This window comes from Amycolatopsis sp. CA-230715, assembly GCF_018736145.1.
GTDB lineage: Bacteria > Actinomycetota > Actinomycetes > Mycobacteriales > Pseudonocardiaceae > Amycolatopsis.
The window spans coordinates 7,784,119-7,810,842 of record NZ_CP059997.1 but is presented as its reverse complement, the minus strand read 5'-3'; the positions used below and the strand labels follow the sequence as shown (position 1 = coordinate 7,810,842).

Sequence of the window (26,724 nt, the reverse complement as noted above, 5' to 3'; positions counted from 1 at the left end):
TCCGGTCAGGGGCGCGACGAGAGCCGGTAGTCGGCCAGGCCGCGGAAGGCGTTGCCGTAGCCCTCGGTGGCGTACACGGTGGGGCTCACCGAATCCGCGCGGTAGCCGACGATCACCGGCCGCGTCACCAGCGGGATCATCTGGGCGTCGGTGTCGACCGCGGCGCACAGCTTGCGCAGCGCGGGCGCCCTGCCGGGACCGTCCGGTTCGGACGTCGCCGAGTCGAGCACCCGGTTCAGGTCCGGATTCGGCTTCATGAAGCCGAGGTTGAACCCCGCGGCCTCCGGGTTCCACCACTTCGCGACCATTCCCGCGCCCGCGTACCCGGCGAACCAGGACAACGCGGCGTCGAACCCCGCTGGCACCGAGCCGTAGACCTTGCCAGCCCAGCTCCCCTCGTCGAGCTGTTCGATCGTGACCTCGATGCCGATACGCGCCAGGTTCTGCTGGATCACCTGCGCGATGGCGGGCGCGGGCTCGGTCGCGTAGGCGGTGATCGAGAACTTCAGGTGCTCGGCGCCCGCGTCCTTCAGCAGTTGCCGCGCGCGGTCGAGCCCCGCGGTCGCCGAGGGCAGTGCCGCCGGGTCGCACGCGTCGGGCAGGTCAGCCGGGGTGACCCCGGTCGGCTTGCCGAGCCCGTTGGTGGCGATCTTCGCGATCTGCGCGCGGTCCATCGCGATGTTGATCGCGGTGCGGACCCGCTTGTCCGCGAACTTCCCGCCCGGCGCGTTGCTGTTGAGCATCAGGTAGTAGAAGTCCGTTGTGGACTGTGCGCGCACGCGGACCCCGCGCACCCCGGCGAGCACCTGCGGCGCATCCACGTTGCCGAGCACCGCGAGCCCGGCGCTGTTGTTCTGCAACGAGGCGATCCTGGTCGGGTCCTGCGGCACGATCGCGACGTTCACCCCGTCCACTCCGGGTTTGCCCGGCGCCCAGTAGCGATCGTGGCGCTTGAACCGCCACAGCACGTCCTGGCGGTGGAAGGTGGCCACGAACGGGCCGGTGCCGAGCATGGTCTTGGTGACGTCGAGCGAGCCGTTCTCGATCTCGGTCATCGGCAGCACCGCGGCGGGGGTGTTCGCCAGCGCGGACAGGAAAGGCGTGTAGGGACGGGAAAGCGTGAACCGCACGGTGTCCGGTCCGGTCGCGGTCACCGATTCGACCGGGCCGATCTGCGTCCGCCACACGCCCTTGCCCGCCAGCAGCCTGCGCATGCTGCCGACCACGTCGGCCGGGGTCATCGCGCGGCCGTTGGAAAAGGTGACGCCGGGCCGGAGGTGGAAGACGTACTCGGTCGGGCTCGGCGTTTCCCAGCTCGTCGCGAGCCCCGGCCGCGGTTCGAAACCGGGCCCGACGGTCACGAGCGTTTCGTAGACGAGGGACATCAGTTCCCACGACGTCGCCACGTCGGCGAGCTGCGGGTCGAGACCGGAGACCGCGCCGGTGTCGACGGGCAGTTGCAGTTCGAGCGTGCCGCCGCGGGGCAGCGACTCGTCCGCGACGGCGAGGTAGCCGGGCCGGTCGGGCGCGGACGGCTCCGGCGGCGGCTGCGCGGCGCACGAGGCGGCCAGCGGCAGCGCGGCCAGTACGGCCATGGACCGTCGGATCCGCATGAGACCTCACTCTCCGGGCGGTCTCCCGCGGGCCCGTGCCCCCGCACGACCGCGGGTGGTCACGGGGCGGACCGCCTCGTCCTGCCGGAACGTTCCGACATGGGGAGTGATTAAACGATGGCCACCCCGTTCCGTCAAGGCCCTTTCGCACTCCACCCCCGGCGATCTCGGTGGGAAACAACGGAAAACACCCGGCGTGTTGACCCGGCTCGCGGTCCGCCGCTAGTCTTCTCGTCGATGCCGGAACGTTCCGGCTCGATCGGCTTCCCAGCAGGCAGGGAGAACACGTGACGGACTGTTGCCACCCGCGACCCGAGAGTGCGCCCGCCGCGGACCGCGCGCCCGCGCCCGCGCCGGTGCCGCACCCGCTCGCGCCGGTGACCGGCGCCGAATTCGAACTCGCCAGGGAGATCCTCGAAACCGCCGAGGTATTGACCGAAAGCACGCGGTTCGCCTACGCCGGGCTCGCCGAACCGGAAAAGGAGCTCGTGGCGCGGTACGACCGCGACGGCACGCCGGTTCCGCGGGACCTGCGCGCGCTGCTGCTGGACGTGTCCACCGGCGCGGCCGAGGAGGTGCTCGTCCGGCTCACCGATGCGACGGTGCTCTCCCGGAGTCCGATCGACCCCGACACCGCGGGCCAGGTCCCGGTGCTCGCCGAGGAGCACGAAACCGTCCGCGAAGTCATGGCCGTGGACGAAAACTGGCTCGCCGCGCTCCGCAAGCGCGGTATCGACGATCCCGCGCAGGTCTACCTCGCGGCGCTGTCCGCGGGCCGGTTCGAGTCCATTGCGGACCGAGGGCGCCGCCTGGTGCGGGTGCTCGCGCACTGGCGCCCCGATCCGTCCACAATGGTCTGGGCGCACCCGCTGGACGGCCTGGTGGCCTATGTGGACCTGATCGAGCGGTCGGTGTGCGAGATCGTGGACACCGGTGCCGTCCCGATTCCCGCCGAGTCGGGCGACTACGACGATCCCGAGGTGCGCGGTCCACTTCGGACCTCCCAGCGGCCGATCGAGATCACCCAGCCGGACGGCCCCAGCTTCGCGCTCGAAGACGGCGTGCTCAGATGGGAGAACTGGCAGGTGCGGCTGGGCTACGACATGCGCGAAGGGCTCGTCCTGCACCAGCTCGGCTTCCTCGACGGAGACCGGGTGCGCCCGGTGGTCTACCGCGCCTCGGTCGCCGAAATGGTGGTGCCCTACGCCGATCCCGGCCCGATCCGGTTCTGGCAGAACTACTTCGACACCGGTGAGTACCAGCTCGGCAGGCTCGCCAACGCGCTCGAACTCGGCTGCGACTGCCTCGGCGACATCACCTACGTCGACGCCGTGGTGGCGGGCGGCGACGGGCGGCCGGTGGTGCTGCCCAACGCGATCTGCATCCACGAGGAGGACGACGGCGTGCTGTGGAAGCACACCGACCCGTCGAACAAGAGCAAGCAGACGCGGCGGCAGCGGCGGCTGGTGATCTCCTTCTTCGTCACCGTCGGCAACTACGACTACGGCTTCTACTGGTACCTCTACCTCGACGGCACGATCGAACTGAAGACCAAGGCGACCGGCGTCGTGTTCACCGCCCGCTACGACGAGCGGATCGCTCCCTACGCCTCGCAGGTCGCCCCGGATCTCGCCGCGCCCTACCACCAGCACCTGTTCAACGTGCGGCTGGACATGGCGGTCGACGGTGACCTCAACGCGGTCGACGAGGTCGAGGCCGAGCGGATGCCGATGGGCCCGGAAAACCCGTACGGCAACGCTTTCCGCCGCCGCGCCACCCGGTTGCGGACCGAACTCGAAGCCCGGCGCATGGCCGATCCCGTGCGCGGGCGGACCTGGCTTGTGGTGAACCCGGAGCGGCGCAACCGGCTCGGCGACGCCCCTGGCTACGCGCTGATCCCCGAGGGCCAGCCGGTCCTGCTCGCCGACGACGCGTCCGCGATCCACGGCAGGGCCACCTTCGCGGCCAAGCACCTGTGGGTCACCCGCTACCACCCCGGCGAGCGGTTCCCGGCGGGCGACCTGGTCAACCAGTGCCCGCCGGGACAGGGCCTGCCCGCCTACACCGCGGCGGACCGCGATCTCGACGGCACCGATCTCGTGCTGTGGCACACCTTCGGCCTGACGCACTTCCCTCGGCCGGAGGACTGGCCGGTGATGCCGGTCGACCACTGCGGGTTCGTGCTCCGGCCGGTCGGCTTCTTCGACCGGAACCCGACCCTGGACGTGCCCTCGCCAGGCGGGCACTGCGCGGCGGCGGGCTGAGCATGCGCGTGTACGGGCCCTATGTCGCCCCTTCCCCGGCGATGGAGGTCGACCTCGTCCGGCGCAACCCGTTCGCCGTGGTGATCAGCGCCGAACCGGGCCGCGCCCCGGTCGCCACGCACGCCCCGGTGATCTTCCCCCGCCACGACGCCGTCCCCGGCTCCTTCGACGGCGTCACGATGATCGGTCACCTGGCGCGCAAGAATCCACAGTGGACACAGTTCGCGGCGGAACCGGAGATCCTGCTCGTCTTCTCCGGCCAGCACGGGTACGTCTCCCCCAGCACCTACGGTTTCGAACCCGCGGTGCCGACGTTGAACTACGCGGCGGTGCACCTCACGGGCCGGGTCGAGCTGACCGACAGCCGCGAGGAGTCGCTGTTCGTCGTCGAGGAAACCGTGCGGACACTGGAATCCATGCGCACCTCCCCCTGGGACATGACCGCGTCCAGGGAGAAGTTCGCCTCGCTGGTGGAGCACGTGGTCTCGTTCAAGGTGCACGTGACCGAGGCCAAGGCCCTGTTCAAGCTCAGCCAGGACATGGCGCCCGACGTCCGCGACCGGGTGCGAGCGGACCTCGCCGACGGCGGCTGCCCGCACCTGGCCGACCTGATGGCCGCGGTGGATCAGCCCTCCGGGTAGAGGAACGCTCTCACGTCCAGCTGACGACCGTCCGCTTGTCGACGAACCCCATCAGGAACGAGATGTTGGTCCGGTTGCCGTGCGTTTCGTCGACGGCGTGGACGTGGGCGCCGTTGAAGACGTAGACGTCACCCTCGTGGATGTCGAGCCGGATTTCCTCGAACGGTTCGAGCAGTTCGGCCGGATACCCGAAGCCGGTGAGTTCGAGGCCGAGCCGCGCCCTGCTTTCGTCGTCCGGCCTGATGTCCCACAGCACCAGCCTGCCGCCCTCTTCGTGCTCGACGCACATGTTCACCGCGCAGATCTCGTGGTCGGCCGCCCGCTGGATCTCGAACTCCGCCTGCCTCGGGTCACGGCACTGTGCCAGATCGTCGTGCGGGGCGAGGGAAAACGCCCCGGCTCCGGTCCACGCCCGCAGCAGGGCGGGGCACGCGTCGGCCCCGTCCATCCCGGCGACGCGCAGGGTCGCCGAGCCCTTGGCCAGTTCACCGGAAAGCCCGTCGCGAAAGGACTTCCACGGGGAATCGGGCACGTCGAGGATGTCTTCGACGTCCGCGCGGACCTCCTCGGCCTCGGCGAGGTAGGTCCGCACCGACTTGTTCCAGTGGTAGGCGCCGACGTAGTGCGACGGCTCGCCAGGCCGGTGCCGCCTGCTCGGGCTGTCCCAGAACTTCGCCGTGACGCACTTCCTGGCGTCGGCCGGGATGACGTCGCGGAAGATCACGCCGAGCCGCTGCCCGCGGAGCACCTCCACGACCAGTGCGGGATCGAATTCGTCCCGCTCCGCGAAGTGGAAGAACTCCGCGCCGCCCCGTTGCCCCGTCACTGCCTGCCCCATGGTCCCTCCTATGCCGTCCGGCGGGTTACGAACGTGTCCTCGACGACGTACCCGTCCAAGCCGTGCTGTTCGCCGTATTCGATGAGATCGCTGGTGCGGTTGAGGAAGCCGCGGCCGGAGAAGTTCAGCGAGGTGTTGCACAGCACGCTGAACCCGGTGAGCTCGCGGAACGCCGCCAGCAGGCCCGCCATGCGCGGGTTCTGCCGCGGTGTCACGGTCTGCGCCCTCGCGGTCCCGTCGACGTGGGTGACCGCGCGCAGCCGGTCGGAGCGCACGCTGCTGAAGTAGAGCATGTACGGGTCCGGGACCGAGCCTTCGAACCACTGGTCCGCGTCGGACTCCAGGCAGATCGGCGCGATCGGGCGGTACCCCTCCCGCTGCTTGATCTTGTTGAGCCGGGTCGTGGTCTCCGCATCGAACGGCGCGGCCAGGATCGACCGGTTGCCGAGCGCGCGCGGTCCCATCTCCCACCGGCCGCGGGCCCAGGCGATGATGTTGCCGTCGGCGAGGAACTTCGCCACCTCGGCGAGATCGAGCGGGCGGCTGTGGAACTCGGCAGGGTCGAAGGTCGTGTCCTCGACGAAGGGGTCACCGGCGTAGACGTCCCAGGAGACCGAGGCGGACCCGGTGTAGTGGAGCTGCGCGTCGATCGCCGTGCCGAGCGCGGACCCGCTGTCGTTCGGGCACGGGGGCACGAAGACCTCCGGGAACAGGCCGCACTCCCGCCACCGGCGGTTCCACTCGCAGTTGAGGCCGCAGCCGCCGGAGATCAGCAACGGCAGCCCTTCGGTGAGGTGCTCGGCCGCGTACGCGTGGAAGCGCTCGAAGATGGCGTCCGACAGCTTGGCCGCGACGTTCTTGTAGGCCTGGGACTCCACCCCGATGTCGAGGTACGGCGACCAGGACATCTCGTCCTTGCCCACGTTCAGGATGATCCCGTCCTGAGCGAGGATGAAGTCGATCAGCTCGCGCTCGGCCCGGTCCGGCTCGCCGGGTTCGGCGAATCCGGTCAGCGCCATCTGCTTTCCCGCGTCCTGCAGCCGCAGCAATCCCTTGTTCGCCGGGAACTTCGGGTCGGCGAGCGCGAACAGGTACGCGTACTTGTTGCCGGGATCGGCCAGCACCTGGCGCAGGTGGGTGACCTCGCCGCGTTCGTCGACCCGGTAGAAGGACCCGATGTTTCCCTCCCACACGAGGTGGTAGACCGGCTGCCCGGCGGGCAGCGGCGCGAGGCCCTGCGCGCACATGATGTGCGAGCGTTCGTGTGTCGAGGAGAACCGCCGCACCGGGCGGCCGAACGCGGTACCGGGCACGTCGGTGACCGAGCCGGGACCGACGCCGAAGTAGCCGGTCTGCGACTGCCTTTCCACCGAGTAGTTCCCCTTGACCCAGCCGCCGATGGCGACCACGTCGGGCACCCGGTCGAGCCGTTCCATCGCGGTCGTCAGCACCTCGGCGGTGAGCGAGTTGTACCGCGGGAACGAGTCCTTTTCGGACTCAAGGACGAACAGCAGCCTGCCGTCCTCGATCGCGGCGACCGCACTGTCGTGACCTTCTTTGAAGGACAGGATCAACATGTCATTCTTCCGTTTCGGCCAGGGTGAGGATGGCTTCCAGCGCGGTCGTCCAGTGCTCGGCCAGCTCCCGCACCGCGTCTTCGGCGAGCACCCCGTCCAGCCAGCCCCAGAAGGCGGTCAGCTCGGCGCGCCCGTACTGCTCTGCGATGTACACAGTGGACTCGAGGGCGTGCGACACCCGCATGTCCTCGTCCTGCCCGCCGCCCATGACGCCGGCCAGTTCGGCCGTCGGCGCCCAGTTCTGCGCGTCCTCGCCGACGGTGAACCGGCCGAGGTAGTTGAACTTCAGCCTCGGCTGGGGCAAAGCCGCGAGCCGGGACCGGGTGCGCGGGTTGAGGTAGCGCAGCATCCCGTAGCCCAACCCGTTGTCCGGCAGCGCCCGGAGCTGGTCCCGCACCCGCCGGACCGCCGCACCCAGCGCCGGTCCGGCCGCGAGCACCTCGTCCCACTCGATATCGCCGGGGTCGAACCAGGCAGGGAACACGTTCACCAGCCAGCCGATGGTGCGCGAGCAGTCGAGACCGGGGGCGATCGCGTCACGGCCGTGCCCCTGGAGGTCGACCAGCAGCCCGGCCGCGGGCCCGGTGCGCCAGTGGGCGACCGCGAGCGCCAGCGCGGTGTGCAGCGCGTCGTGCGCGCCTGCCCCCAAGGCCGCGGGCACCGCGGTCAGCAGGGCACGGGTGCGATCGGCTGGCAGCCGCACGGCGAAACCGCGGCCCGCCGTCATCACGTCGCGCACCGGATCCAGCTCCCGGCGGCCCAGCGGCGGATCGGGCCGCCGCAGGATCTCGGTCCACCGGGGCAGTTCGGCGATCCTGGCCGGGGTTTCCGCCTGCGCCGCGAGTTCCTGCGCCCAGCGCCGCACCGATGTGGCCGGAGGCGGCAGCCGTCCCGGCGCGCCCGAGATCGCGGCATCGGCGAGCACGCCCAGCTCTGCGATCAGCACCCGCCAGGACACCGCGTCGATCACCAGGTGGTGGGCCATCATCAGCAGCCTGCCCGGCCGGTCGTCCCCGGCGTCGAACCACACCGCCTGGACCATCACTCCCGAGTCCGGCGCGAGCCGCCGCTGCGCCGCGGCGAACTCGGCTGACATCATCGCGGGGTCCACCGCACCGGTAACCGGATCCAATCTGTCCTCAGTGGACACTCGGTGCAGGAAGTCCCGTGCGGGTACCGTTCCCGGCGCTCCGACCTCCAGCGTCCAGCCGCCCGTCCGGTCGAGCGCGGCGCGGAGCGCGTCGTGCCGGTCCACCAGCGCGTCCAGCGCGGTCAGCAGATCGGTTCGCGACAACCCGGCCGGGGTGCGGACGAGCATGGCGAGGTTGTACTGGTCGATCGGGCCACCCAGCTCGGCGAGGCGCGCGATGATCGGGGTCGCGGGCACCGTCCCGACCGGATCGTCCTCGGTCGCCGAGCCGTCCTCCCCGTGCGATCGGGCCACCTCGGCGAGCCCCGTGACGTTCTGCCGGACGAGCACGTCGCGAGGCGAGATCGTCAGGCCCGCCTCCCACGCCCTGCTGACCAGTTGGATCGACAGGATGCTGTCACCACCGAGGTCGAAGAAGCTGCCGTCGACACCGACCTCGGGCAGCCCGAGCACTTCCGCGAACAACTCGCACAGGATCGCCTCGGTCTCGTCGCGGGCACGCCCGCCGGAGTCGAGTGCGCCGAAATCGGGCGCGGGCAAGGCGTCCCGGTCGAGCTTTCCGTTGGGCGTCAACGGAAAGCGGTCCAGCACCACGAAACCGGCTGGCACCAGGTGGCTGGGCAGGCTCTTCGCGGCGTGCTCGCGCAGTTCCGCCGGCGCGGGCGGCTGCCCGGACGGCACCACGTAGCCGACGAGGCGGCGCGTGCCAGGCACGTCCTCGCGCGGCAGCACCACCACCTGGGACACCGCGGGATGCCTGCCGACCACGGACTCGATCTCGCCGGGTTCGATGCGGAAACCCCGCACCTTGACCTGGTCGTCCGACCGGCCGCGGTACTCCAGGGTCCCGTCGGAGCGCCGGCGCGCGAGGTCTCCGCTGCGGTACAGGCGGCTTCCGTCGGCCGCGAACGGATCGGCCACGAACCGCGAGCCGGTCAACCCCGGCCTGCCGTGGTACCCCCTGGCAAGTCCTCGCCCTGCCACGTAGATCTCGCCCTGCGCGCCGGGCGGCACCAGGCGCAGCCGCTCGTCGAGCAGGTACACCCGCAGGTCGTCGAGCGGCTCGCCGATCAGGCTCCCGTGCTCGTCGGCGCAGGTCCGCTCGGCCAGCCGGAGCCGGGTGACGTGCACGGTGGTCTCGGTGATGCCGTACATGTTCACCAGTTCCGGCGCGCTCTCGCCGTGGCGCTCGAACCACTCCCGCAACCTGGTGAGCCCCAACGGTTCCCCGCCGAAGATCACGTACCGCAGCGCGTGCTCGCCGAGCCGGGACTCCTTCTCCGCGGTGGCGAACTGGGCGAAGGCGGACGGCGTCTGGTTCAGCACGGTCACCCGCTCCGCGCGCACCAGTTCGACGAAATCGGCAGGCGACCGGGTGGTCTCCTGCGGCACGACCACCAGCCTGCCGCCGTGCAGCAGCGGTCCCCACAGCTCCCACACGGAGAAATCGAAGGCGTAGGAATGGAACAACGTCCACACGTCTTCGGCGCCGAAGTCGAAATGCTGCTTCGCCGAGTCGAACAGGCGCACCACATTGCGATGGGTCACCACGACACCCTTCGGCGTGCCTGTCGAACCCGAGGTGTAGATGACGTACGCGGCGTTGTCCGGTGTGGCGGGAGAGGCGAAGTCGTTGCCGGGCAAGCTATCCAAGGCATTGGCGGTCAGGACCACAGTGTCCACACCGGACACCGGGCGGGTCGCGACCACGACCTCCGGCCGGATGTCGCCGAGCAGGAGCGAAATCCGCTCCTCGGGGTAGTCCGGGTCGATCGGCACGTAGGCACCGCCCGCCTTGAGCACGGCCAGGATCGCGACCACGAGGTCGAGCGATCTCGGCAGCAGCAGGCCCACCCTGCGCTCGGCGCCCACCCCGCGGTCGACGAGCAGGCGGGCCAAGCGGTTCGCGCGCTCGTCGAGTTCGGCGTAGGTGAGCCGGTTTTCCCCGCACACCACGGCCACGGCCGTCGGCGCGGCCGCCACGCGTGCCTCGAACAACTCCGGCAGGGTGCGCGCCGGTGCCTTGCCCTCCACCAGCCTCCCGAGCAGGCGGCGCCGTTCCCCGCCGTCCAGCAGGTCCAGCTCCCCGATGCGCTGGTCGGGGTCACCGGTCCAGCCGAGCAGGGCGCGCTCCAGCCGGTCCATGAGCATCCGCACTCCCGCGCCGGTGAACACGTCGGTGCGGTAGGACACCACGCAGGCCAGCCCGTCGGCCTGCTCGGTGACCTCGATGGACAGGTCGAGCTTGGCCGTTTTCAGCTCGACCGGTTGCGGTTCCCAGCGCAGGCCGGGCAGGTCGAACTCGGGCCGCGGATTGTTCTGCACCGTCAGCATGACTTGGAACAGCGGGTGGCGGGCCTGGGAGCGGCGGGGGTTGAGCGCTTCGACGAGCTGCTCGAACGGCACGTCCTGGTTGTCGTACGCGGCGAGCACGGTCCGGCGCACCCGGGCGAGCAGTTCCCGGAAGGTCGGGTCGCCCGAAGTGTCCGTGCGCAGCACCAGTGTGTTGAGGAAGCAGCCGACCAGCTCGGTCAGCGCGTCGTCGGTGCGCCCGGCGATCGGGCTGCCGATCGGGATGTCGGTGCCCGCCCCCATCCGGCTGAGCAACGCGGCCAATCCGGCCTGCAGCACCATGAACGGGGTCGTGCCGGTCTGGCGCGCGAGTTCCGCGACGCTCCGCTGGACCCGTGACGGCCACTCGAACGTCTCGACGTCGCCCCGGTAGTCGGCGACCTGCGGGCGAACCCGGTCGGCTGGCAGGGCGATCTCGTCCGGCAGCCCGGCCAGCGCGGTGCGCCAAAACGCCAGCTGCCGGGAAAGCAGGCTGCCGGGGTCGTCCTCGGTGCCGAGCCGGTCGCGTTGCCACAGCGTGTAATCCGCGTACTGGACCGGCAGCGGTGACCACGCCGGGGCCTCGCCGTCGCAGCGCGCGGCGTAGGCCTCGGACAGGTCGCGGAAGAACGGCACCAGAGACCACCCGTCCCCGGCGATGTGGTGCCAGACGCCGAAGAGCACGGCGGTGTCCGCGCCCAGTACGAACAGGTGCACCCGCAGCGGCGATTCGCGACCGAGGTCGAATTCGTGCCGCGCGGCGTCCGCGAGCCTGCCGGGCAGCTCCTCCTCGGTGGCCTCCTCCACCAGTAGTTCCACCGGCGATTCGTCGAGGACCACCTGGGCCGGGACGCCGCCGGTCTGCGGAAAGATCGTGCGCAACACCTCGTGCCGGTCCACCACGTCGCGCAACGCCGCGCCGAGCGCGGACCGGTCGAGCGAACCGGTCAACCGCAGGCTCCAGAACATGTTGTAGGCAGGGCCGACCCCGTCGAGCAGCTGCAGGTACCAGAGCCTGCGCTGCGCGGACGAGAGCGGCAGGCGCTCCGGTCTCGGGTAGCTGCGCAACGGCGTGCGCGCGGTCTCGGCGTCGTCGAGCAGCCTGCTCAGTTCGGCCACCGTCGGCGACCCGAACACGTCGCGGACCTTCAGCTCGACGTCGAGTACCGTCCGCGCCCTGCTGACGAACCGGGTGGCCAGCAGCGAATGCCCGCCGAGATCGAAGAAGCCGTCGTCGATGCCGACCGAGGGGACGCCGAGCACCTCGGCGAACAGTCCACAAAGGATTTCTTCGCGCGGCGTGCGCGGTGCCCTGGTGCCCGCGGCGAGGCCGAACTCGGGGGTGGGCAGCGCCCGCCGGTCGAGTTTTCCGTTGGGGTTCAACGGGAACTCGTCGAGGATCAGGACCGCCTCCGGCACCATGTGCTCCGGCAACCGCGCGCGCAGGTGCGCCAGCACCGACTCGGTGAGGCCGCTGGTCTCCAGGGAAACCGCGGGGCGGGTGGTGTAGTGCGACAGCTCACGGTCACCGGGGTCGGCGGCCGAGTACACGTCGACCGGTGCGCGCGCCCCGATCAGCGAGGCTGGCGCGAACACGGCGTCCAGTTCCGCCTCGGTCCCCGACCAGGTGGTCCCGACCCAGAAACCGAGCCGGTCGCCGAGCGCGTGCAGGCACTCCGGGTCCACCGCACCGGCACCGGCGTCGGTCAGCCCACGGGCCACGTCGAGCACTTTGCCGAGGCCGGTGCCCGCTTGAAGCTCCCCGGTGGCGGCCACTTCGACGGCGAGCCGCCGGTTGGGCACATCGGTGACCCGCAGCCCGCCGCTCGCCCCGGCCAGCATCGTGCCCAGCCGGTCGAGATCGGTGACGTCGCGGCCCCAGCGGACCCGGGGCAGGTCGCCGAGGGACACCAGGGATTCGGCCGGTTTCCGGTGCAGGACGACGTCGTAGCGGTGGCGGGTCAGCTCGTTGTGGTGCGTGCCGCGTTGCAGGCGGACGTCGATCCCGCCGATCTCGGCGACCCGGCGGCGCAGCGCGGTGAAGAACTCCGGTGCGACGAGGAGTTCCTTGTCCAGCAACACGTCCTGCTCGATCGCCCGGCGCAGCGCGCCCGCCTCGCCCGAGTCCTTCGCCCTGCCCAGCCGGACGGCGGTGTGGAAGTGCCGGCGGGTGCGCAGGTTGCGCAGATCGCCGAGGAACATCGCGCCGCCGGGCACGAGCAGCCCCATCGCCCGCTCGATCACCGCGGCGAGGTATTCGTGATCGGAGAAGTACTGCGCCACGGAATTGAGCACCACCGTGTCGAAGAACCCTTGCGGCAGGCCGTCGACCGCGTCGGCGGCCTGGGTGCGCAGTTCCACGCGGTCCGCGAGATCGGGTCGGCAGGCCACCTGCGCGCGGAGCGCTTCGATCAGCGGGGCGGAGAAGTCCACGCCCCAGTAGGCCGCGCAGTCCGGCGCGAGTTCGGCCAGCAGCAGTCCCGTGCCGACGCCGAGTTCCAGCACCCGTCGCGGCCGCAGTTCCCGGATCCGGTCGACGCGCGCCGAACGCCATTCCCGCATCTCCTCCAGCGGAATCGGCCTGCCGTCGTAGCTGGAGTCCCAGCCGGAGAAGTTCTCGCCCAGTTCGTGGGCGGCCGGGTCGGGATCCGACACCGCGTCGTAGACGCCGCGCCACTCCTCGATCTGCGCCTTCGCCAGCTCGCCGTCGACCTCCGGCGCACCGGCCGGGACGACGTAACCGACCAGGCGCTTGTCACCCGGCGCGTCCTCGCGGACCACGACCGCGGAATGCGCCACGCCGGGATGGGCGTCCAGCGCGGCCTCGATCTCGCTCGGCTCGACCCGGAAGCCGCGGACCTTGACCTGGTTGTCGGTCCGCGCGACGAAGCACAGCCGGCCGTGCTCGTCCCACCGCGCCAGATCTCCGGTCCGGTACATGCGGCCGTCGCCGAACGGGCTGGCCACCCAGGTCGCCGCGGTGAGGCCGGGCCGGTGCACGTACCCGCGGCCCAGCGCCTCGCCCGCGAGGTACACCTCTCCGGTCGCCCCGATCGCGACCGGCCGCAGCTCGGCGTCGAGCACGTAGGCGCGGGTGTTCTGGATCGGCCCGCCGACCGGGATCGGGCCGCCCGTCGCCGTCGCCGGATCGTAGGTGTGGCAACAGGACAGGCCGCTGACCTCGGTCGGCCCGTACCCGTTGACGACGCGCAGACCCGGGTGCCGCTCGGCCAGTGTCGCGCAGTGCGCCGGGGAGAGCACGTCCCCGCCGGGGACCACCTGGCGCAGCCCGGCCAGCGCGTCCGGGTCGGCGTCGACGATCTCGTGGAACAGGCCGCTCGGCAGGTACGAGGTGGTGACGCCGTGCGCGCGGCAGAAGGCGCCCACCTCGGCCACCGACGGGATCCCCGGCGGGAAGATCGCGACACGGGCCCCGTTGAGCAGGCCGGTCCACAGCTCGGTCACCGAGATGTCGAACGACAGGGATGCCATGTGCAGCACCACGTCCGCGGGCCCGACGTCGACGAAGACCGGCGCCCAGGCGAGCCGCAGCACGGCCCGGTGTTCGAGCACCGCGCCCTTGGGGGTCCCGGTCGAACCGGACGTGTAGAGCACGCACGCGGCGTTGTTCGCGGCCACCGGGACACCGGGCCGGGTGGACGGGTAGGCCTCGCTCGCGCCGTCGTCCGGCACGACGATCCGGCCCGCCCCGTCCGGCAGCCGATCGACGAGGTGCCGCTCGGCGAGCACCAGCCCGCACCGGGTGTCGGACACCATGAACGCCAGGCGCTCGCGCGGATAGGACGGGTCCAGCGGCACGTAGGCACCGCCCGCCTTCAGCACCGCCAGCGCGGCGACGGCGAACCCCGCGCCCCGTTCGGCGCACAGGCAGACCGGGTCGTCGCGCCGCACGCCCGAGTCGATCAGCCGGTGCGCGAGCCGGTTGGCGCGCTCGTCCAGTTCACCGAAGGTCAGCGAGAACCCGTCACCGACGAGCGCCGTCGCATCGGGACCGCGATCGGCGGTCGCCTCGAACAACTCGACGATGGATCGCGCGGGGAGGTCGCGGCCGGTGTCGTTCCACGCGACGAGCACGGTTTCGCGGTCAGCTTCCGGCAACAGGTCGACCACGCCGACCGGCCTGTCCACATCGGACACAAAAGCTTCGAAGAAGGTCTGCACCCTGCGGGCGATCGCCTCGGCCGCCGCGCGGTCGAACAGGGCGGGCTTGTGGTCGACCCGCAGCAGCAGCTCCTCGCCCGGCATCACCATCAGCGCCAGCGGGTAGTGCGCGCCGTCGCGCCCGGTCACCCCGGACACCGTGACACCGGGGGCGGGACCGGCCAGTGCGGCCGGGTCCGTCGGGTAGTTTTCCAGCACCGCCGCCGTGTCGAACAGCTCCCGCGTCCCCGCGAGCTGCTGGATCTCGGTCAGCCCGAGGTACTGGTGCACGAGCAGCTCGGACAGCTCGTGCTGGAGCCGGATCAGCATGGCGCGCACCGGTTCGCGCGGGTCGAACCGGATCCGCGCGGGCACGGTGTTGGCCAGCAGCCCCACGATGTCGCCGACGCCCTCGATCTCGGGCGACCGGCCGGAGGCCGTCATGCCGATCGTGACATCGGTCCGCCCGGTCAGCGAGCCGATCAGGACGCCCCACGCGGCCTGCACGAGCGTGTTGAGCCGCAGGTCGTGCCGGCGGCACACCTCGCCGATCGCCGCGGTGAGTTCGCGGGACAGCGGTAGCCAAACCGTTCCGGTGCGCTGCCCCGTCCTGCCCTGGTCCGGTGGCGCCACCAGGGTCGGTCCATCCACATCGGACAAAGCGGCACGCCAGGTCTGTCTCGCCGCGGCTTTGTCCTGCTTGGCCAGCCAGGCGAGGTAGGACCGGTACGGGGTCGCGGGCGGCAGCCGGGTCTCGTCGCCGCCGTTGCCGTACAACGCGAAGAGCTCGCGGAACAGCAGTTGCCCCGACCAGCCGTCCAGCAGCAGGTGGTGGCTGGTCTGCACCAGGCGGCAGCGGTCCAGTGCCAGGCGGACCAGCGTGTACCTGATCAGCGGCGGCCGGGTCACGTCGAACCCGCGCGCGCCGTCGGCGGCCATCACCTCGTCCAGCGCGGCAGCCTGCCCCTCGGCGTCGAGCCCGGTCAGGTCGACCGCCTGCCACGGCAGGTCCACCGACCGCGGGATCACCGCCACCGGTTCCCCCGACTTGCGCTCCAGGAAGGCGGTGCGCAGGTTCGGGTGCCTGCGCAGCAGCGCCTCGGCCGCGCGCCGCAGGCGGTCCGCGTCCACCTCGCCGTCGAGGTCGACGCCGATCTGGACGACGTAGACATCGACGCCGTCCTCGTCGTAGCGGGAGTGGAACAGCAATCCCTCCTGCAGCGGCGACAGCGGCAGGACGTCCTCGATCCCCTGGGTCACCTTCGCTCCTCCGGTACGGCCAACTGGCCGGCGAACTCGTCGAGTTCGAACTGGCTCACTTCGATCAGCGGCTCGTCCGCCACCTGCGCCGCGGCGGGGCCCGCCGCGGTCGCGACGGCGGCGAGCGCGGCAACGGTCTTGTGCCGCAGCACATCGGCGACTGTGACGACCAGCCCGGCCGCCCTCGCCCTGCTGATCAGTTCGATCAGCAGGATGCTGTCACCGCCGAGTGCGAAGAAGCTCGACTCCGGATCCGCTTCCGGGATGCCGATCACGTCGGCGAACAGTCCACAAAGGATTCGTTCGCGATCGTCACGCGGCGCGCGGCCGGTTCCCGCGGCGGTCTCTTCCGGGGCGGGCAGTGCCGCGCGGTCGAGTTTGCCCGCCGAGGTCAGGGGAAGCCGGTCGAGCACGACGAAGACCGGGGGCACCAGGTGGTCCGGCAGCGACCGCGCCAAGTGCGCTCGCACCTCTTCCGGCTCCGGCCCGGCACCGCTCGCGACGAGGTAGCCGACCAGCCGCCGCCTGCCGGACGGGCCGTCGGCCGCGAGCACCGCCGCGTCGGTGATCTCCGGGTGCGTCCGCAGCGCCGCCTCGATTTCGGCCGGTTCGATCCGGTAGCCGTTCACCTTCACCTGTGCGTCGGCGCGCCCGTGGAAGACGAGTTCGCCCGAAGGCAGCCAGGAAACGACGTCCCCGGTCCGGTACATCCGCGCGCCGGGGGCCGGGTCGAACGGGCACGGCACGAACCGCTCCGCGGTCAGGCCGGGCCTGCCGAGGTACCCGCGCGCCAGCCCGGCACCGGCCGCGTAGAGCTCACCGCGCACCCCCGGCGGCACCGGGCGGAGGTGGTCGTCGAGCACGTACACCCGGTTGCCGGTGACCGGCCTGCCGATCGGCGGGATGTGGTCGTCACCGGTCAGCGGCGCGCTCGCGCTCACGCAAACGGTCGCCTCCGTCGGACCGTAGCCGTTCACCAAGCGGTGCTTTCCCGACCACTCCGCCGCGAGCTCGGCGGGCAACGCTTCGCCCGCGCTCAGCACCGTGGTGCCCGCGGGCAGCGATCCGGCGGGCAGGGCCCGCAGCACCGCGGGCGGCAGGGTCACGTGAGTGACGGCGTGCCGGGTGATCGTCTCGGCCAGTGGCGCGCCAGGAGCCAGCGCCTCGCGGTCGGCCAGCACCAGGCAGGCGCCGGACACCAGTGCCCGGCACAGTTCGTCGATCGCGGCGTCGAAGCTCGGCGAGGCGAACCGCAGGACGCGGCTGCCCGGCCCGGTGCCGAGGTGCCCGCCGAAACCCGCGGCCAGTGCGGCGATCCCGGTGTGCTGGACCACGACGCCCTTGGGCCGCCCGGTGGAACCCGAGGTGTAGATGACGTAGGCGGTGTTGTCCACGCGCAACGGGGACACCCTGTCCTCGTCGGTGATCGGCGCCGCGGAATGGCCGAGATCGTCCAGCGACGGGTACGGGGTGACGGGTCCCGGCAGGCGATCCGCGATGGCGGGATCGGCGAGGAGCATCCGCGCGCCCGAGTCGGACACCGTGAACGCGATCCGCTCGCCGGGGTGGTCCGGGTCGATCGGCAGGTACGCCGCACCGGCCTTCCACACGGCGAGCTGCGCGGTCACCAGGTCCACCGAGCTCGGCATCGCCACCGCGACCACGTCCTCCGGCCCCACGCCGAGCCCGATCAGCCAGCGCGCCACCCGGTTCGCGCGAGCGTCGAGTTCGCGGTAGGTCAACCGGATCCGATCGTCGACGACCGCGGGCGCGTCGGGTGCCGACGCAACCCTGCTTTCGACCAACGCGGGCAGCGTCGCGGGGTGCGCCCGCGAGCAGGTGCCGTTCCATTCCACGAGCGCGCGGTGGCGTTCTTCCGCGGTCAGCAACGGGATCTCGCGAAGCCGCCTGCCGGGGTTCGCGGTCACGTGTTCGGCCAGCAGCACCAGGTGCTCGGTCATCCGGCGGACGGTGTCCACATCGAACAGTTCGGTGCTGTACTGCACCACCGCGTCGAGTGTGCCGTCTGGCTGCCGTTCGAAGTGGAAGCCCAGCTCGAACTGCGTCGCCCGCCGCGGCAGCCGGAACTCCCGCACCCGCAGACCGGCCGGGGCGAACCGGGCGGACGGCGCGTCCTGCATCCCCACCATGACCCGCGCCAGCGGCGTCCCGCCGGTGTCCCGCTCGGGGTTGAGCTCCTCGACCAGCTTGCCGAACGGCACGTCCTGGTGCGCGTAGGCGGCCCGCACGGTCTCGCCGACCTCCCCGAGCAGTTCCGCGAACGTCTTCGACTCGTCGATGTCCGACCGCAGCACAAGTGTGTTGACGAAGAAGCCGACCAGGTCTTCCAGCACGGCCCGGTCGCGGCCCGCGGTCGCCGTCCCGATCGCGATGTCCCGCTCGCCGCTGTAGCGCGCCAGCAGCACCTGTGCCACCGCCGTCATGGTCATGAACAACGTGGTGCCGCCTGCCCGGCCCAGTGCCAGCAGCGCCGAGGTCAGCTCCTCGCCGACGCGGAACGAATACAGCGCGCCCGCCGTGCTCCGGACGGGCGGGCGCGGCCGGTCCGTCGGCAGGTCGAACGGGGTGAGGTCCGCGAGCTGCGCGCGCCAGTACGCCAACCGGCCGTCGGGATCGGTGCGCCAGCGATCTCGTTGCCACGCGGTGTAATCGGTGTACCGCACCGGGTTTTCCGGCAGCAGGACCGGTTCTCCCGCGACGGCCGCGTCGTAGCGCGTGCCGAGTTCGCCGGTCATGAGCTCCATCGACCAGCCGTCGGTGACGATGTGGTGCGCCGACAGCACCAGCACGCGCTCGTCCTCGGCCGTGCGCACGGACAGGAGGCGCAGCAGCGGCCCGGTCCGCAGCTCGAACGGGGTCGCCGACTCCTCGTCCAGCACCCGGTCGAGTTCGCGGCGTGGTTCGTCCACATCGGACAGATCGAGCACGCGGATCGGTACGGTCAGCTCGTCGTGCACCACCTGCACGCCGCGACCGGCGACCTGCTCGAACGTCGTGCGCAGCGAGGCGTGCCGCGACACGAGACCGTCCACCGCCACCCGGAGCGCGGCGTGGTCCAGCGCGCCGGTCAGCCGCCAGCCAATACTGAGGTTGTACTCCACGCCACCGGGCGCGAGCTGGTCGAGGAACCAGAGCCGTTCCTGTGCGAACGAAAGTGGCACGTCGCCGTGGTGGTCGCGCGGCACGAGCGTGTCGCGTTCCGCGCGCAGCCCGGCGACGACACCGGCGACACCGGCGGGGGTCGGATGGTCGAACACCGCGCGCGGGGACAGCTCGACGCCGAGGGCGGCCCGGATTCGCGACACCACCCGCATGCTGCGGATCGAATCCCCGCCCAGCGCGAAGAAGTCGTCGTGCACACCGGTCCGCTCGGTGCCCAGCACCTCCGACCACACGGCGCACAGCAGCCGCTCCACGTCGTCACGCGGTGCCACGTACTCTCGTTCGACCGCGGGCCGCAGCGCGGCGAGTGCCGCGCGGTCGAGTTTTCCGTTGGTGGTCAAGGGAAAGGCATCCACGGTGACGAACGCCGACGGCACCAGATAAGCGGGCAGCCTTGCCGCGACGAACTCGCGCAACCGCTCTTCGGCGGGCGCCTGCCCGCGGGGCACCGTGAACGCCACCAGCCGCCGCGGTTCGCCGACGGCGAGCACCGCGGCCTCGGCGATCCCCTGGTGCGCTACCAAAACCGCTTCGACCTCGCCCGGCTCGACCCGGTTGCCGCGGATCTTGACCTGGTCGTCCACCCTGCCGAGGAACTCCAGCTCGCCCACCGCGGACCACCGCGCCAGGTCACCGGTGCGGTACATCCGCGCGTCCGCCTCGAAGGGGTTCGCCACGAACCGCGACGCGGTCAGGCCGGGCCGCCCGCGGTACCCGGTCGCGAGCTGCTCGCCCGCCAGGTACAGCTCCCCGGGCACCCCGACGGGAACCGGGCGCAGTTCGCGGTCCAGCACGTACGTCCGCGTGTTGTCGACCGGGCGGCCGATCGGCACGGTCCCGCCACCGGCGCGGCACGGCCACCAGGTCACGTCGATGGCGGCTTCGGTCGGCCCGTAGAGGTTGTGCAGCGGCACGTCGAGCGTCCGGTACCAGCGCTCGACAAGTTCCGCGGACAACGCCTCGCCGCTGCTCAGCACGTGCCGCAGCCCCGTGCACGCCGCGGCGGCTGGCGTGTCGAGGAAGGCGCCGAGCATCGACGGTACGAAGTGGACAGTGGTGACGCCTTTGTCCCTCACGAGTTCGGCCAGGTACTCCGGATCGCGGTGCCCGCCTGGCCTGGCGAGCACCAGTCCGGCACCGGTCAGCAGCGGCAGCAGCAGTTCCCAGACCGAGACGTCGAACCCGATGGAAGTCTTGTGCAGCACCCGATCCGCCGCGCCGAGCCCGAACGCGGTCCGCATCCAGCACAGGTGCCCGGTGATCGCCCGGTGCGAAACCGCGACGGCCTTGGGGCGCCCCGTGGAACCGGAGGTGTAGATCAGGTAGGCACTCGCGAGCGGGGGAACGACGACCTCGGGCGGGGTGCTCGGGTGTTCGGGCAGCGCGTCGGGGAAGACGGGTACGACGCCGTCGGGCACCACGGCTCCCGGCAAGGTGATCACCGCGCGTGCGGCGCTGTCGGCGAGCACGAAGTCGGCACGCGCCGCCGGGTACTCGGGGTCGACGGGCAGGTAGACACCACCCGCTTTGAGCGTCGCCAGCACGGCGACGACGAGTACGACCGATCTCGGCAGCCGAACGGCCACGGGGACCTCGACGCCGACGCCGACTTCCCGCAGCCGGTGCGCCAACCGGTTCGACCGCTCGTCCAGCTCCCGGTACGAAATCGTTTCCCCGCCGAAGAACACGGCGGGCGCGCCGGGACTCGCCGCCACCTGGTCGGCGAACAACTCGGCCACCGACCGCTCGGACGGATGCTCGGCGGCGGTGTCGTTCCACGCGCGGACCACCCGGTCGTATTCGCCTTCCAGCAGGACGTCCGCTCGCGTGGCCGGTGCGGCGGGCGTGGCGCGGAGGACGTCGAGCAACCCGGTGAGCCTGGCGAGGAACTGGGCCGCGAACCGCTCGTCGGTACGGTGCCCGAGCCGCAGCCACAACCGCCTTCCCGGTACGACGGCGAGGGTCAGCGCGTAGTGCGTGTCATCGGAGACGTCCAGGTCCCGCACCCGGAGATCCGAGAACTCCGCCAGCCGGTCCTGGTCGAAGGGGTAGTTCTCGAACACGAGCAAGGTGTCGAACAGTTCGCCGTACCCGGCAAGGCGCTGGATCGACGGCAGGTCGAGGTGCTGGTGCGGGATCAGCTCGGCCTGGTCGTCGCGCAGTCGCCCGAGCAGCTCGGACCACGGCTCGGTGCGGCTCGTCCGGACCCGCACGGGGACGGTGTTGATGGACAGGCCCACCATGTTCTCGATCCCGGGGACCTGCGGCGGGCGGATGGCCACGGTGGCACCGAAAACGACGTCGTCGCGTCCGGTGAGCCGTCCGATCAGCACCGCCAACGCGGCCCGCAGCACCGTGTTCAGGGTGACGCCGTGCGCACGGGCGGTCTCGGCGAGACCCGCCGTCTGCTCCTCGGACAGGGTGACCGTCCGGGTCGCCGCCTCCTGCGTCCGAGGCGGTGCCACAAGCACGGGACCAGCGAGCCCCGCCAACGCGGCTTTCCACGCCTGACCTGCCGAGACCCGGTCCTGAGCGGCGAGCCACGCCAGGTAGTCGCGGTACGACGGCGCCGAGGGCAGCTCGGTTTCCTTGCCGTACAAGGCGAACAGCTCTCGCAGCAGCACCGGCATCGACCAGCCGTCGAGCAGCAGGTGGTGGTGCGTCAGCACGATCAGGTGCCGCCGGTGCGCCAGCTTGACCAGCGTCAGGCGGAACAGCGGCGGCGAGGCGACGTCGAACCCGGCCGCGCGGTCGGCGGCGAGCAGTTCGGCCAGCCTGTCGTCCACTTCGGACAGATCGACGGTGGTCCATGGCAGGCTGACCTCGGACGGCACGACCTGCACCGGTTCGCCGGACTCGCGGGCGTGGAAACCCGCCCGCAGGTTCGGGTGCCTTGCCAGCAGCGCCTCGCCCGCCGCCAGGAGCGCGGCCGGGTCGAGGTCGCCTTCGACGTCGATCCGGAGTTGGACGACGTACGCGGCGTCCACGCGATCGTAGGCGTGGAAGAGCAGTCCCTGTTGCAGCGGCGTCATCGGCAGGATGTCCGCGACCCCGTCGCCGTACTGTTCGATCTCCTGCCTGGACACGCGCACCAGCGGGAAGTCGGACGGCAGGCGCGCCGGTGCGGTGCGGTACTCGCTGAGGTCCCGCAGTGCCCGGAACCACGACTCGGCCAACTCCCGGACGTCCGGTTCGGACAGCACTCCGGACGGCCACGACCAGTGCGCGACCAGGCTGCGGCCGGTGTCGTCCTGCCGCGCCAGCGCGTTGACCTCCAGCGCGTGCCGCATCGGCAGGTCCGGATGGGAGCCGCCGTCGAAGTTGTGGCCAGCCTCGATCCGGCCGAGGTAGTTGAACCCGAGCTGCGGGCCGGGTAGCGCGGCGAGCACTTCGCGGGTCTCCGGGTTGAGGTGGCGCAGCAGGCCGAAGCCGATTCCGTTGCCCGGCACCGTGTTCAGCTGTTCCTTGACCCGCTCCAGCGCGTCCGGTCCGGTGGCGTCGCCGACCTCGAGCCGCACCGGGTGCAGGCTGGTGAACCATCCGACCGTCGAGGACAGCTCGGCACCGGGCGCCACCGCTTCCTGGCGGCCGTGCCCTTCCAGGTCCACGAGCACACCGGTGCCGTCGTCCTGCCCGCGGCGCCGGCGCCAGCCGGTCATCGCGAGCGCGAGACCGGTGAGCAGCACGTCGTTGACGCCGCAGCGGAACGTGGCGGGCAGGTCGGTCAGGACTCGCTCGGACACCTCCGGCGGCAGCGACAGGACGAGCGCGCGACCGGTCCGGGTCAGGTCCCTCGCCGGGTCGAGCGGGCGGTCGCCCAGCACCGGCTCTGCGGCGTCCAGTACCGAGCGCCAGTGGGGCAGTTCCGCGACGACACCGGGCCGGGCCGCCTGCTCGGCCAGCGCCCTCGCCCACCACCTGAACGAGCTTCCGTCCGGTTCGGGGACCCGGATTCCCCGCACGGCGGCGAGGAACTGGGGGATCAGGATGCGCCAGGACACCCCGTCGACCGCGAGGTGGTGGATCGCCAGCAGCACCCGGCCCGGCCGGTCCCGGCCCGCGTCGAACCACACCAGCCGGACGATCGCGCCGTCGTCCGGGTCGAGTTCCGCTTGCGCGGCAGCGCTTTCCCGGTCGATCACGGCACGGGGATCCGGACCGGTCAGCTCGACGCGGCGCAGGCAAGCCAATTCGGCTCCCGCTTCCGGCGGTTCGATGACCAGTCCACTGTCGACAGTGCGGATGCGCAGCGCGTCGTGCAGGTCCAGCAGCACCCGCAGCGCGCCGGTGAGATCCGCTTCGCCGACGCCGTCCGGCAGGTCGAGCAGCACCGACTGGTGGAATCCCCGTAGCGGCCCGCCGATCTCGGCGAACCATTCCATGATGGGTGTTCGCGGGCAGGCGCCGACACCGTCACCCGCTTCGCCACCGCCGTGCGGCCGCTCGTCCCTGGACACCTTGGCGAGCCCGGCGGGAGTCCGGTACAGGGCCACGTCCCTCGGCTCGATCACCAGCCCGGCGGCACGAGCGCGCCCGATGAGCCGCAACGACAGGATGCTGTCCCCGCCGAGGTCGAAGAAGCCGTCGTCGGCCCCGACCGTCGGCACGTCCAGCACCTCGGCGAAGAGTTCGCAGAACCGCCGCTCGACGGGGTTTCGTGGCGCCAGCGCACCGGAGAGACCGGCGAAATCGGGGGCGGGCAGCGCCGCCCGATCCAGTTTTCCGTTGGTGGTGACCGGCAGTTCGGGCAGCGCCACCACGGCGGAGGGAACCAGGTAGTCCGGCAACGCGGCACGGACGTGCTCGCGGATGTCGATCACGTCGGCACTGTCGCTGTCGAGCACGACGTACCCGACGAGCCGCTTCTCCCCCGGCCGGTCGGTGCGGACGACCACCGCGGCCCGGCGCACCGCGGGATGCGCGGCGAGCGCGGCCTCGACCTCGCCCGGCTCGATCCGGTGGCCGCGGATCTTGACCTGGTCGTCGGTGCGGCCGAGGAACTCCAGTACCCCGGCACCGGTCCAGGCCACCAGGTCGCCGGTGCGGTACATCCGGGCGTCCGCCTCGAAGGGGTTCGCCACGAACGACGCGGCCGTCGGCCCCGGCCTGCCGTGGTACCCCCTCGCCTCGCCGCAGCCCGCGAGGTACAGCTCCCCAGGCACACCGGGCGGCACCGGGCGCAGCCGGTCGTCCAGCACGTACGCGCGGATGTCGTCCATCGGCGCGCCGATCGGGACGGACGTGCCATCGGTCCCGGTGAGGTCGTGGCTGACCGCGAAGGTGGTGAACTCGGTGGGCCCGTACCCGTTGACGACTTTCGTGTCCGGGCAGTGCGCCAGCACGCGCCGGATCGCCGACGGAGACGCCTGCTCCCCACCTGTCCAAATCTCGCGCAGGCCGGCGAAGCAGTCCGGCGCTTCGTCCGCGAAGTGGTTGAACAGCGCGGTGGTCACGAACGCCGCGGTGATGCGCGGTCCGGCGATCAGCCGCCGAAGCGAGGACGCCGTCAGCTCCCCGGCAGCGACGACGACCTGTCCCCCGGTGAGCAGCGGGACCCAGATCTCGTAGGTGACGGCGTCGAAGGCGACCGAAGAGTGGAGCGGTACTCGCCGGTGCGCGTCCCAGCGGCGGTCGCGGGCGAAGCCGATCACGGCCTCGTGCGGTATCGCGACGCCTTTCGGCGTACCGGTGGAGCCCGAGGTGTACCCGAGTTGGGCCGTCTGCCTGGCGTCGACCAGGATCGCGGGCGGGGTGTCCGGGGCGGAATCGTCCTCGTCGACGACCAGGACGCCTACCGCCTCGGCCGCCGCCCGGTTGCCCTGATCGGCGAGCACCGCCACGACACCGGCGTCCGCCGCCACCCAGCGCAGCCGCTCCGCCGGGGAGCCGGGGTGCAACGGAACGTAGGCACCGCCCGCCTTCAGCACGGCGAGCATGGCCACGACCAGATCCGGCGACCGGTCCATCAGAAGCGCCGCCGCGGACTCCGCCGTCACCCCGGCGGCGACGAGCCGGTGCGCCAACCGGTTCGACCGCACGTGCAATTCCGCGTAGCTGAGCGCTTTCCCGTCGAAGACGACCGCGGGCAGATCGGGGTGGCGTTCGGCGCGTTCGGCGAAGATCTCGTGGACGCACCTGTCCGGCCGCGGCTCGGTGGCGGTGTCGTTCCACTCGACGACGACGCGGTGCCGTTCGGCGGGCGTGAGGACGTCCAGCGCGCCCACGGCGGTGGCCCCGTCCGCATCCGCGATGGTGTCGAGCAGCCGGAAGAACCGGTCGTGATGGGCGGCGACCTCGGCGGTGTCATACCTCGCCGAGTTGCCCGCGGTGAACGCCTCCACCCGGCCCCCGCCCGGCTGGAGCAGGAAGCCGACCGACAGGTCGTCGACGGGGCCGGTGCTGACCTGGTGCGCGACCGCCGTGGCCGAGCCGAACCGCTGCGCGTAGTCGAAGGGCACGATGTTGACCGTCAGCCCGGGGACCAGCTCGCCAGGCCCGGTCCGGCCGAGGTCTTGGCGGAGGTCCTCCAGCCGGTAGCGCCGGTGCTCCAGCGCGCGGCGCAGTTCCCGTTCGGTGTCGGCGAGCAGCGCCGCGACCGGGACGTCGTCGCGCACCGCGATCCGGATGGCGAGCACGTTCGCGACGAACGCGGGCACGTTCGCGACCGCCTCGTGCTGCGCGCCGACGGCGAACCCCACGACGACGTCGTGCGCACCGGTCATCCGCCGCAGGTACACCGCGGCGGCGGAGACCACGATCGCCGGAAGTCCCACCCCCGCCGCCCGCGCGGCCCGGCGCCAGCGCGCGGGCCGCGCGACCTCCAGCGCCGCGCTTCTCCGGACGGAGGGAAGCAACCGGGTGTCCGAGCGACGGGAAGGGCTTGGCGCGCTGGGAAGATCCGCCAACCGGCCGATCCAGAACCCCCGGTCGGCGGCGAACTCCGCACCGGCGCGGTAGTCGGCTTCGTGCCGCAGCAGGGAGTCCAGCGAGCCGAACGGCGACGGCCCCGGCGCGGTGCCTTCGGCCAGCGCGTTGTAGACCTCGGCGGCCCGTTCCACGGCCATGCCCAGCCCGCGGCCGTCGATGACGACGTGGTGATACCGGTGGTACCAGAGGAAGTGCTCATCGGTGAGCCGCAGGAGGACCGTGGTGAACAGCGGTCCGCCGTGCAGCGCGACGGGTTCGGCGAGGTCGTCCCGCATGAATTCGTGCGCGGCGGCGACCGCGTCGGGACGCGCGCGAAGGTCGAACTGGCGGAACGCACTGCCCGGCACCGGCCCCGGTGTCTGCGTGGGACCGTCGGCGATCGTGACGGTCAGCGTCCCGGTTTCCCCCACGGTGTGCCGCCACGCCCGCTCCAGCGTCACCGGGTCCAGCCCCGCGGTGAACTCGAAGTACTGGGCGATGTTGTGGCGCGGGTTCGCCGGATCCAGCTGCTGGGCGAGCCACGTGCCGCGCTGCGCAGCCGACAAGGACCGTTGCGTGCTGTGCTCGGACATTCCCAAATCCCCCACTCGTGTACCCGGCCACTCTTGCAGCCCCGCGTTTCCACGGCAAGCGATTCTCCGTAGCACGAAATAGCGCGGGAACCGGGTCGCTACTGTCTGTGAGGAATCAGCACCCTGACCATTTCCGCCACCGTCCACGTGGCGTGAATGTGGCCCGGAATCGGGAAAGCCGCCACCGGAGGCCAGGAACAGTCATCT

6 protein-coding genes and 1 pseudogene are annotated in these 26,724 nt (G+C 71.5%); 2 read left to right on the top strand and 5 right to left on the bottom strand.

Features of this window, described 5'->3' with window-relative positions:
* Positions 1-5: 5 nt before the first annotated feature.
* Positions 6-1,613 (bottom strand): ABC transporter substrate-binding protein, encoded by a 1,608-nt coding sequence (locus tag HUW46_RS37000; protein ID WP_215543355.1) that lies wholly within the window; start codon positions 1,611-1,613, stop codon positions 6-8.
* A gap of 356 nt (positions 1,614-1,969) precedes the next feature.
* Here HUW46_RS37000 and HUW46_RS36995 point away from each other — a divergent pair, with 356 nt between their 5' ends.
* A complete protein-coding gene (locus tag HUW46_RS36995; protein ID WP_215550344.1) occupies positions 1,970-3,877 on the top strand; it encodes a primary-amine oxidase in 1,908 nt (635 codons plus the stop codon).
* 2 nt (positions 3,878-3,879) lie between these two features.
* Positions 3,880-4,518: an FMN-binding negative transcriptional regulator gene (locus HUW46_RS36990; RefSeq protein ID WP_215543354.1), complete on the top strand. Its 639-nt coding sequence runs from the start codon at positions 3,880-3,882 to the stop codon at positions 4,516-4,518.
* 10 nt (positions 4,519-4,528) lie between these two features.
* Here the strand turns inward: HUW46_RS36990 and HUW46_RS36985 are convergent, their stop codons facing one another.
* From HUW46_RS36985 to HUW46_RS36970, 4 genes and pseudogenes are all read right to left on the bottom strand, one after another.
* On the bottom strand, positions 4,529-5,356 hold the full coding sequence (locus HUW46_RS36985; RefSeq protein ID WP_215543353.1) for a 2OG-Fe(II)-dependent halogenase WelO5 family protein: 828 nt from the start codon (positions 5,354-5,356) through the stop codon (positions 4,529-4,531).
* A gap of 8 nt (positions 5,357-5,364) precedes the next feature.
* Entirely contained in the window at positions 5,365-6,933 is a 1,569-nt protein-coding gene (locus HUW46_RS36980; RefSeq protein ID WP_215543352.1) for a carbamoyltransferase C-terminal domain-containing protein, read from the bottom strand.
* 1 nt (position 6,934) lies between these two features.
* Positions 6,935-15,835, bottom strand: a pseudogene (locus tag HUW46_RS36975) (amino acid adenylation domain-containing protein); the annotation flags it as partial.
* A complete protein-coding gene (locus HUW46_RS36970; protein ID WP_215543350.1) occupies positions 15,832-26,517 on the bottom strand; it encodes a non-ribosomal peptide synthetase in 10,686 nt (3,561 codons plus the stop codon). The gene HUW46_RS36970 and the pseudogene HUW46_RS36975, both read right to left, overlap by 4 nt.
* Positions 26,518-26,724: the final 207 nt, after the last annotated feature.

Coding starts and splice junctions, on each gene's coding strand:
- HUW46_RS37000 (WP_215543355.1), bottom strand. CDS start 1,613: ATGCGGATCCGACGGTCCATGGCCGTACTGGCCGCGCTGCCGCTGGCC.
- HUW46_RS36990 (WP_215543354.1), top strand. CDS start 3,880: ATGCGCGTGTACGGGCCCTATGTCGCCCCTTCCCCGGCGATGGAGGTC.
- HUW46_RS36985 (WP_215543353.1), bottom strand. CDS start 5,356: ATGGGGCAGGCAGTGACGGGGCAACGGGGCGGCGCGGAGTTCTTCCAC.
- HUW46_RS36980 (WP_215543352.1), bottom strand. CDS start 6,933: ATGTTGATCCTGTCCTTCAAAGAAGGTCACGACAGTGCGGTCGCCGCG.
- HUW46_RS36970 (WP_215543350.1), bottom strand. CDS start 26,517: ATGTCCGAGCACAGCACGCAACGGTCCTTGTCGGCTGCGCAGCGCGGC.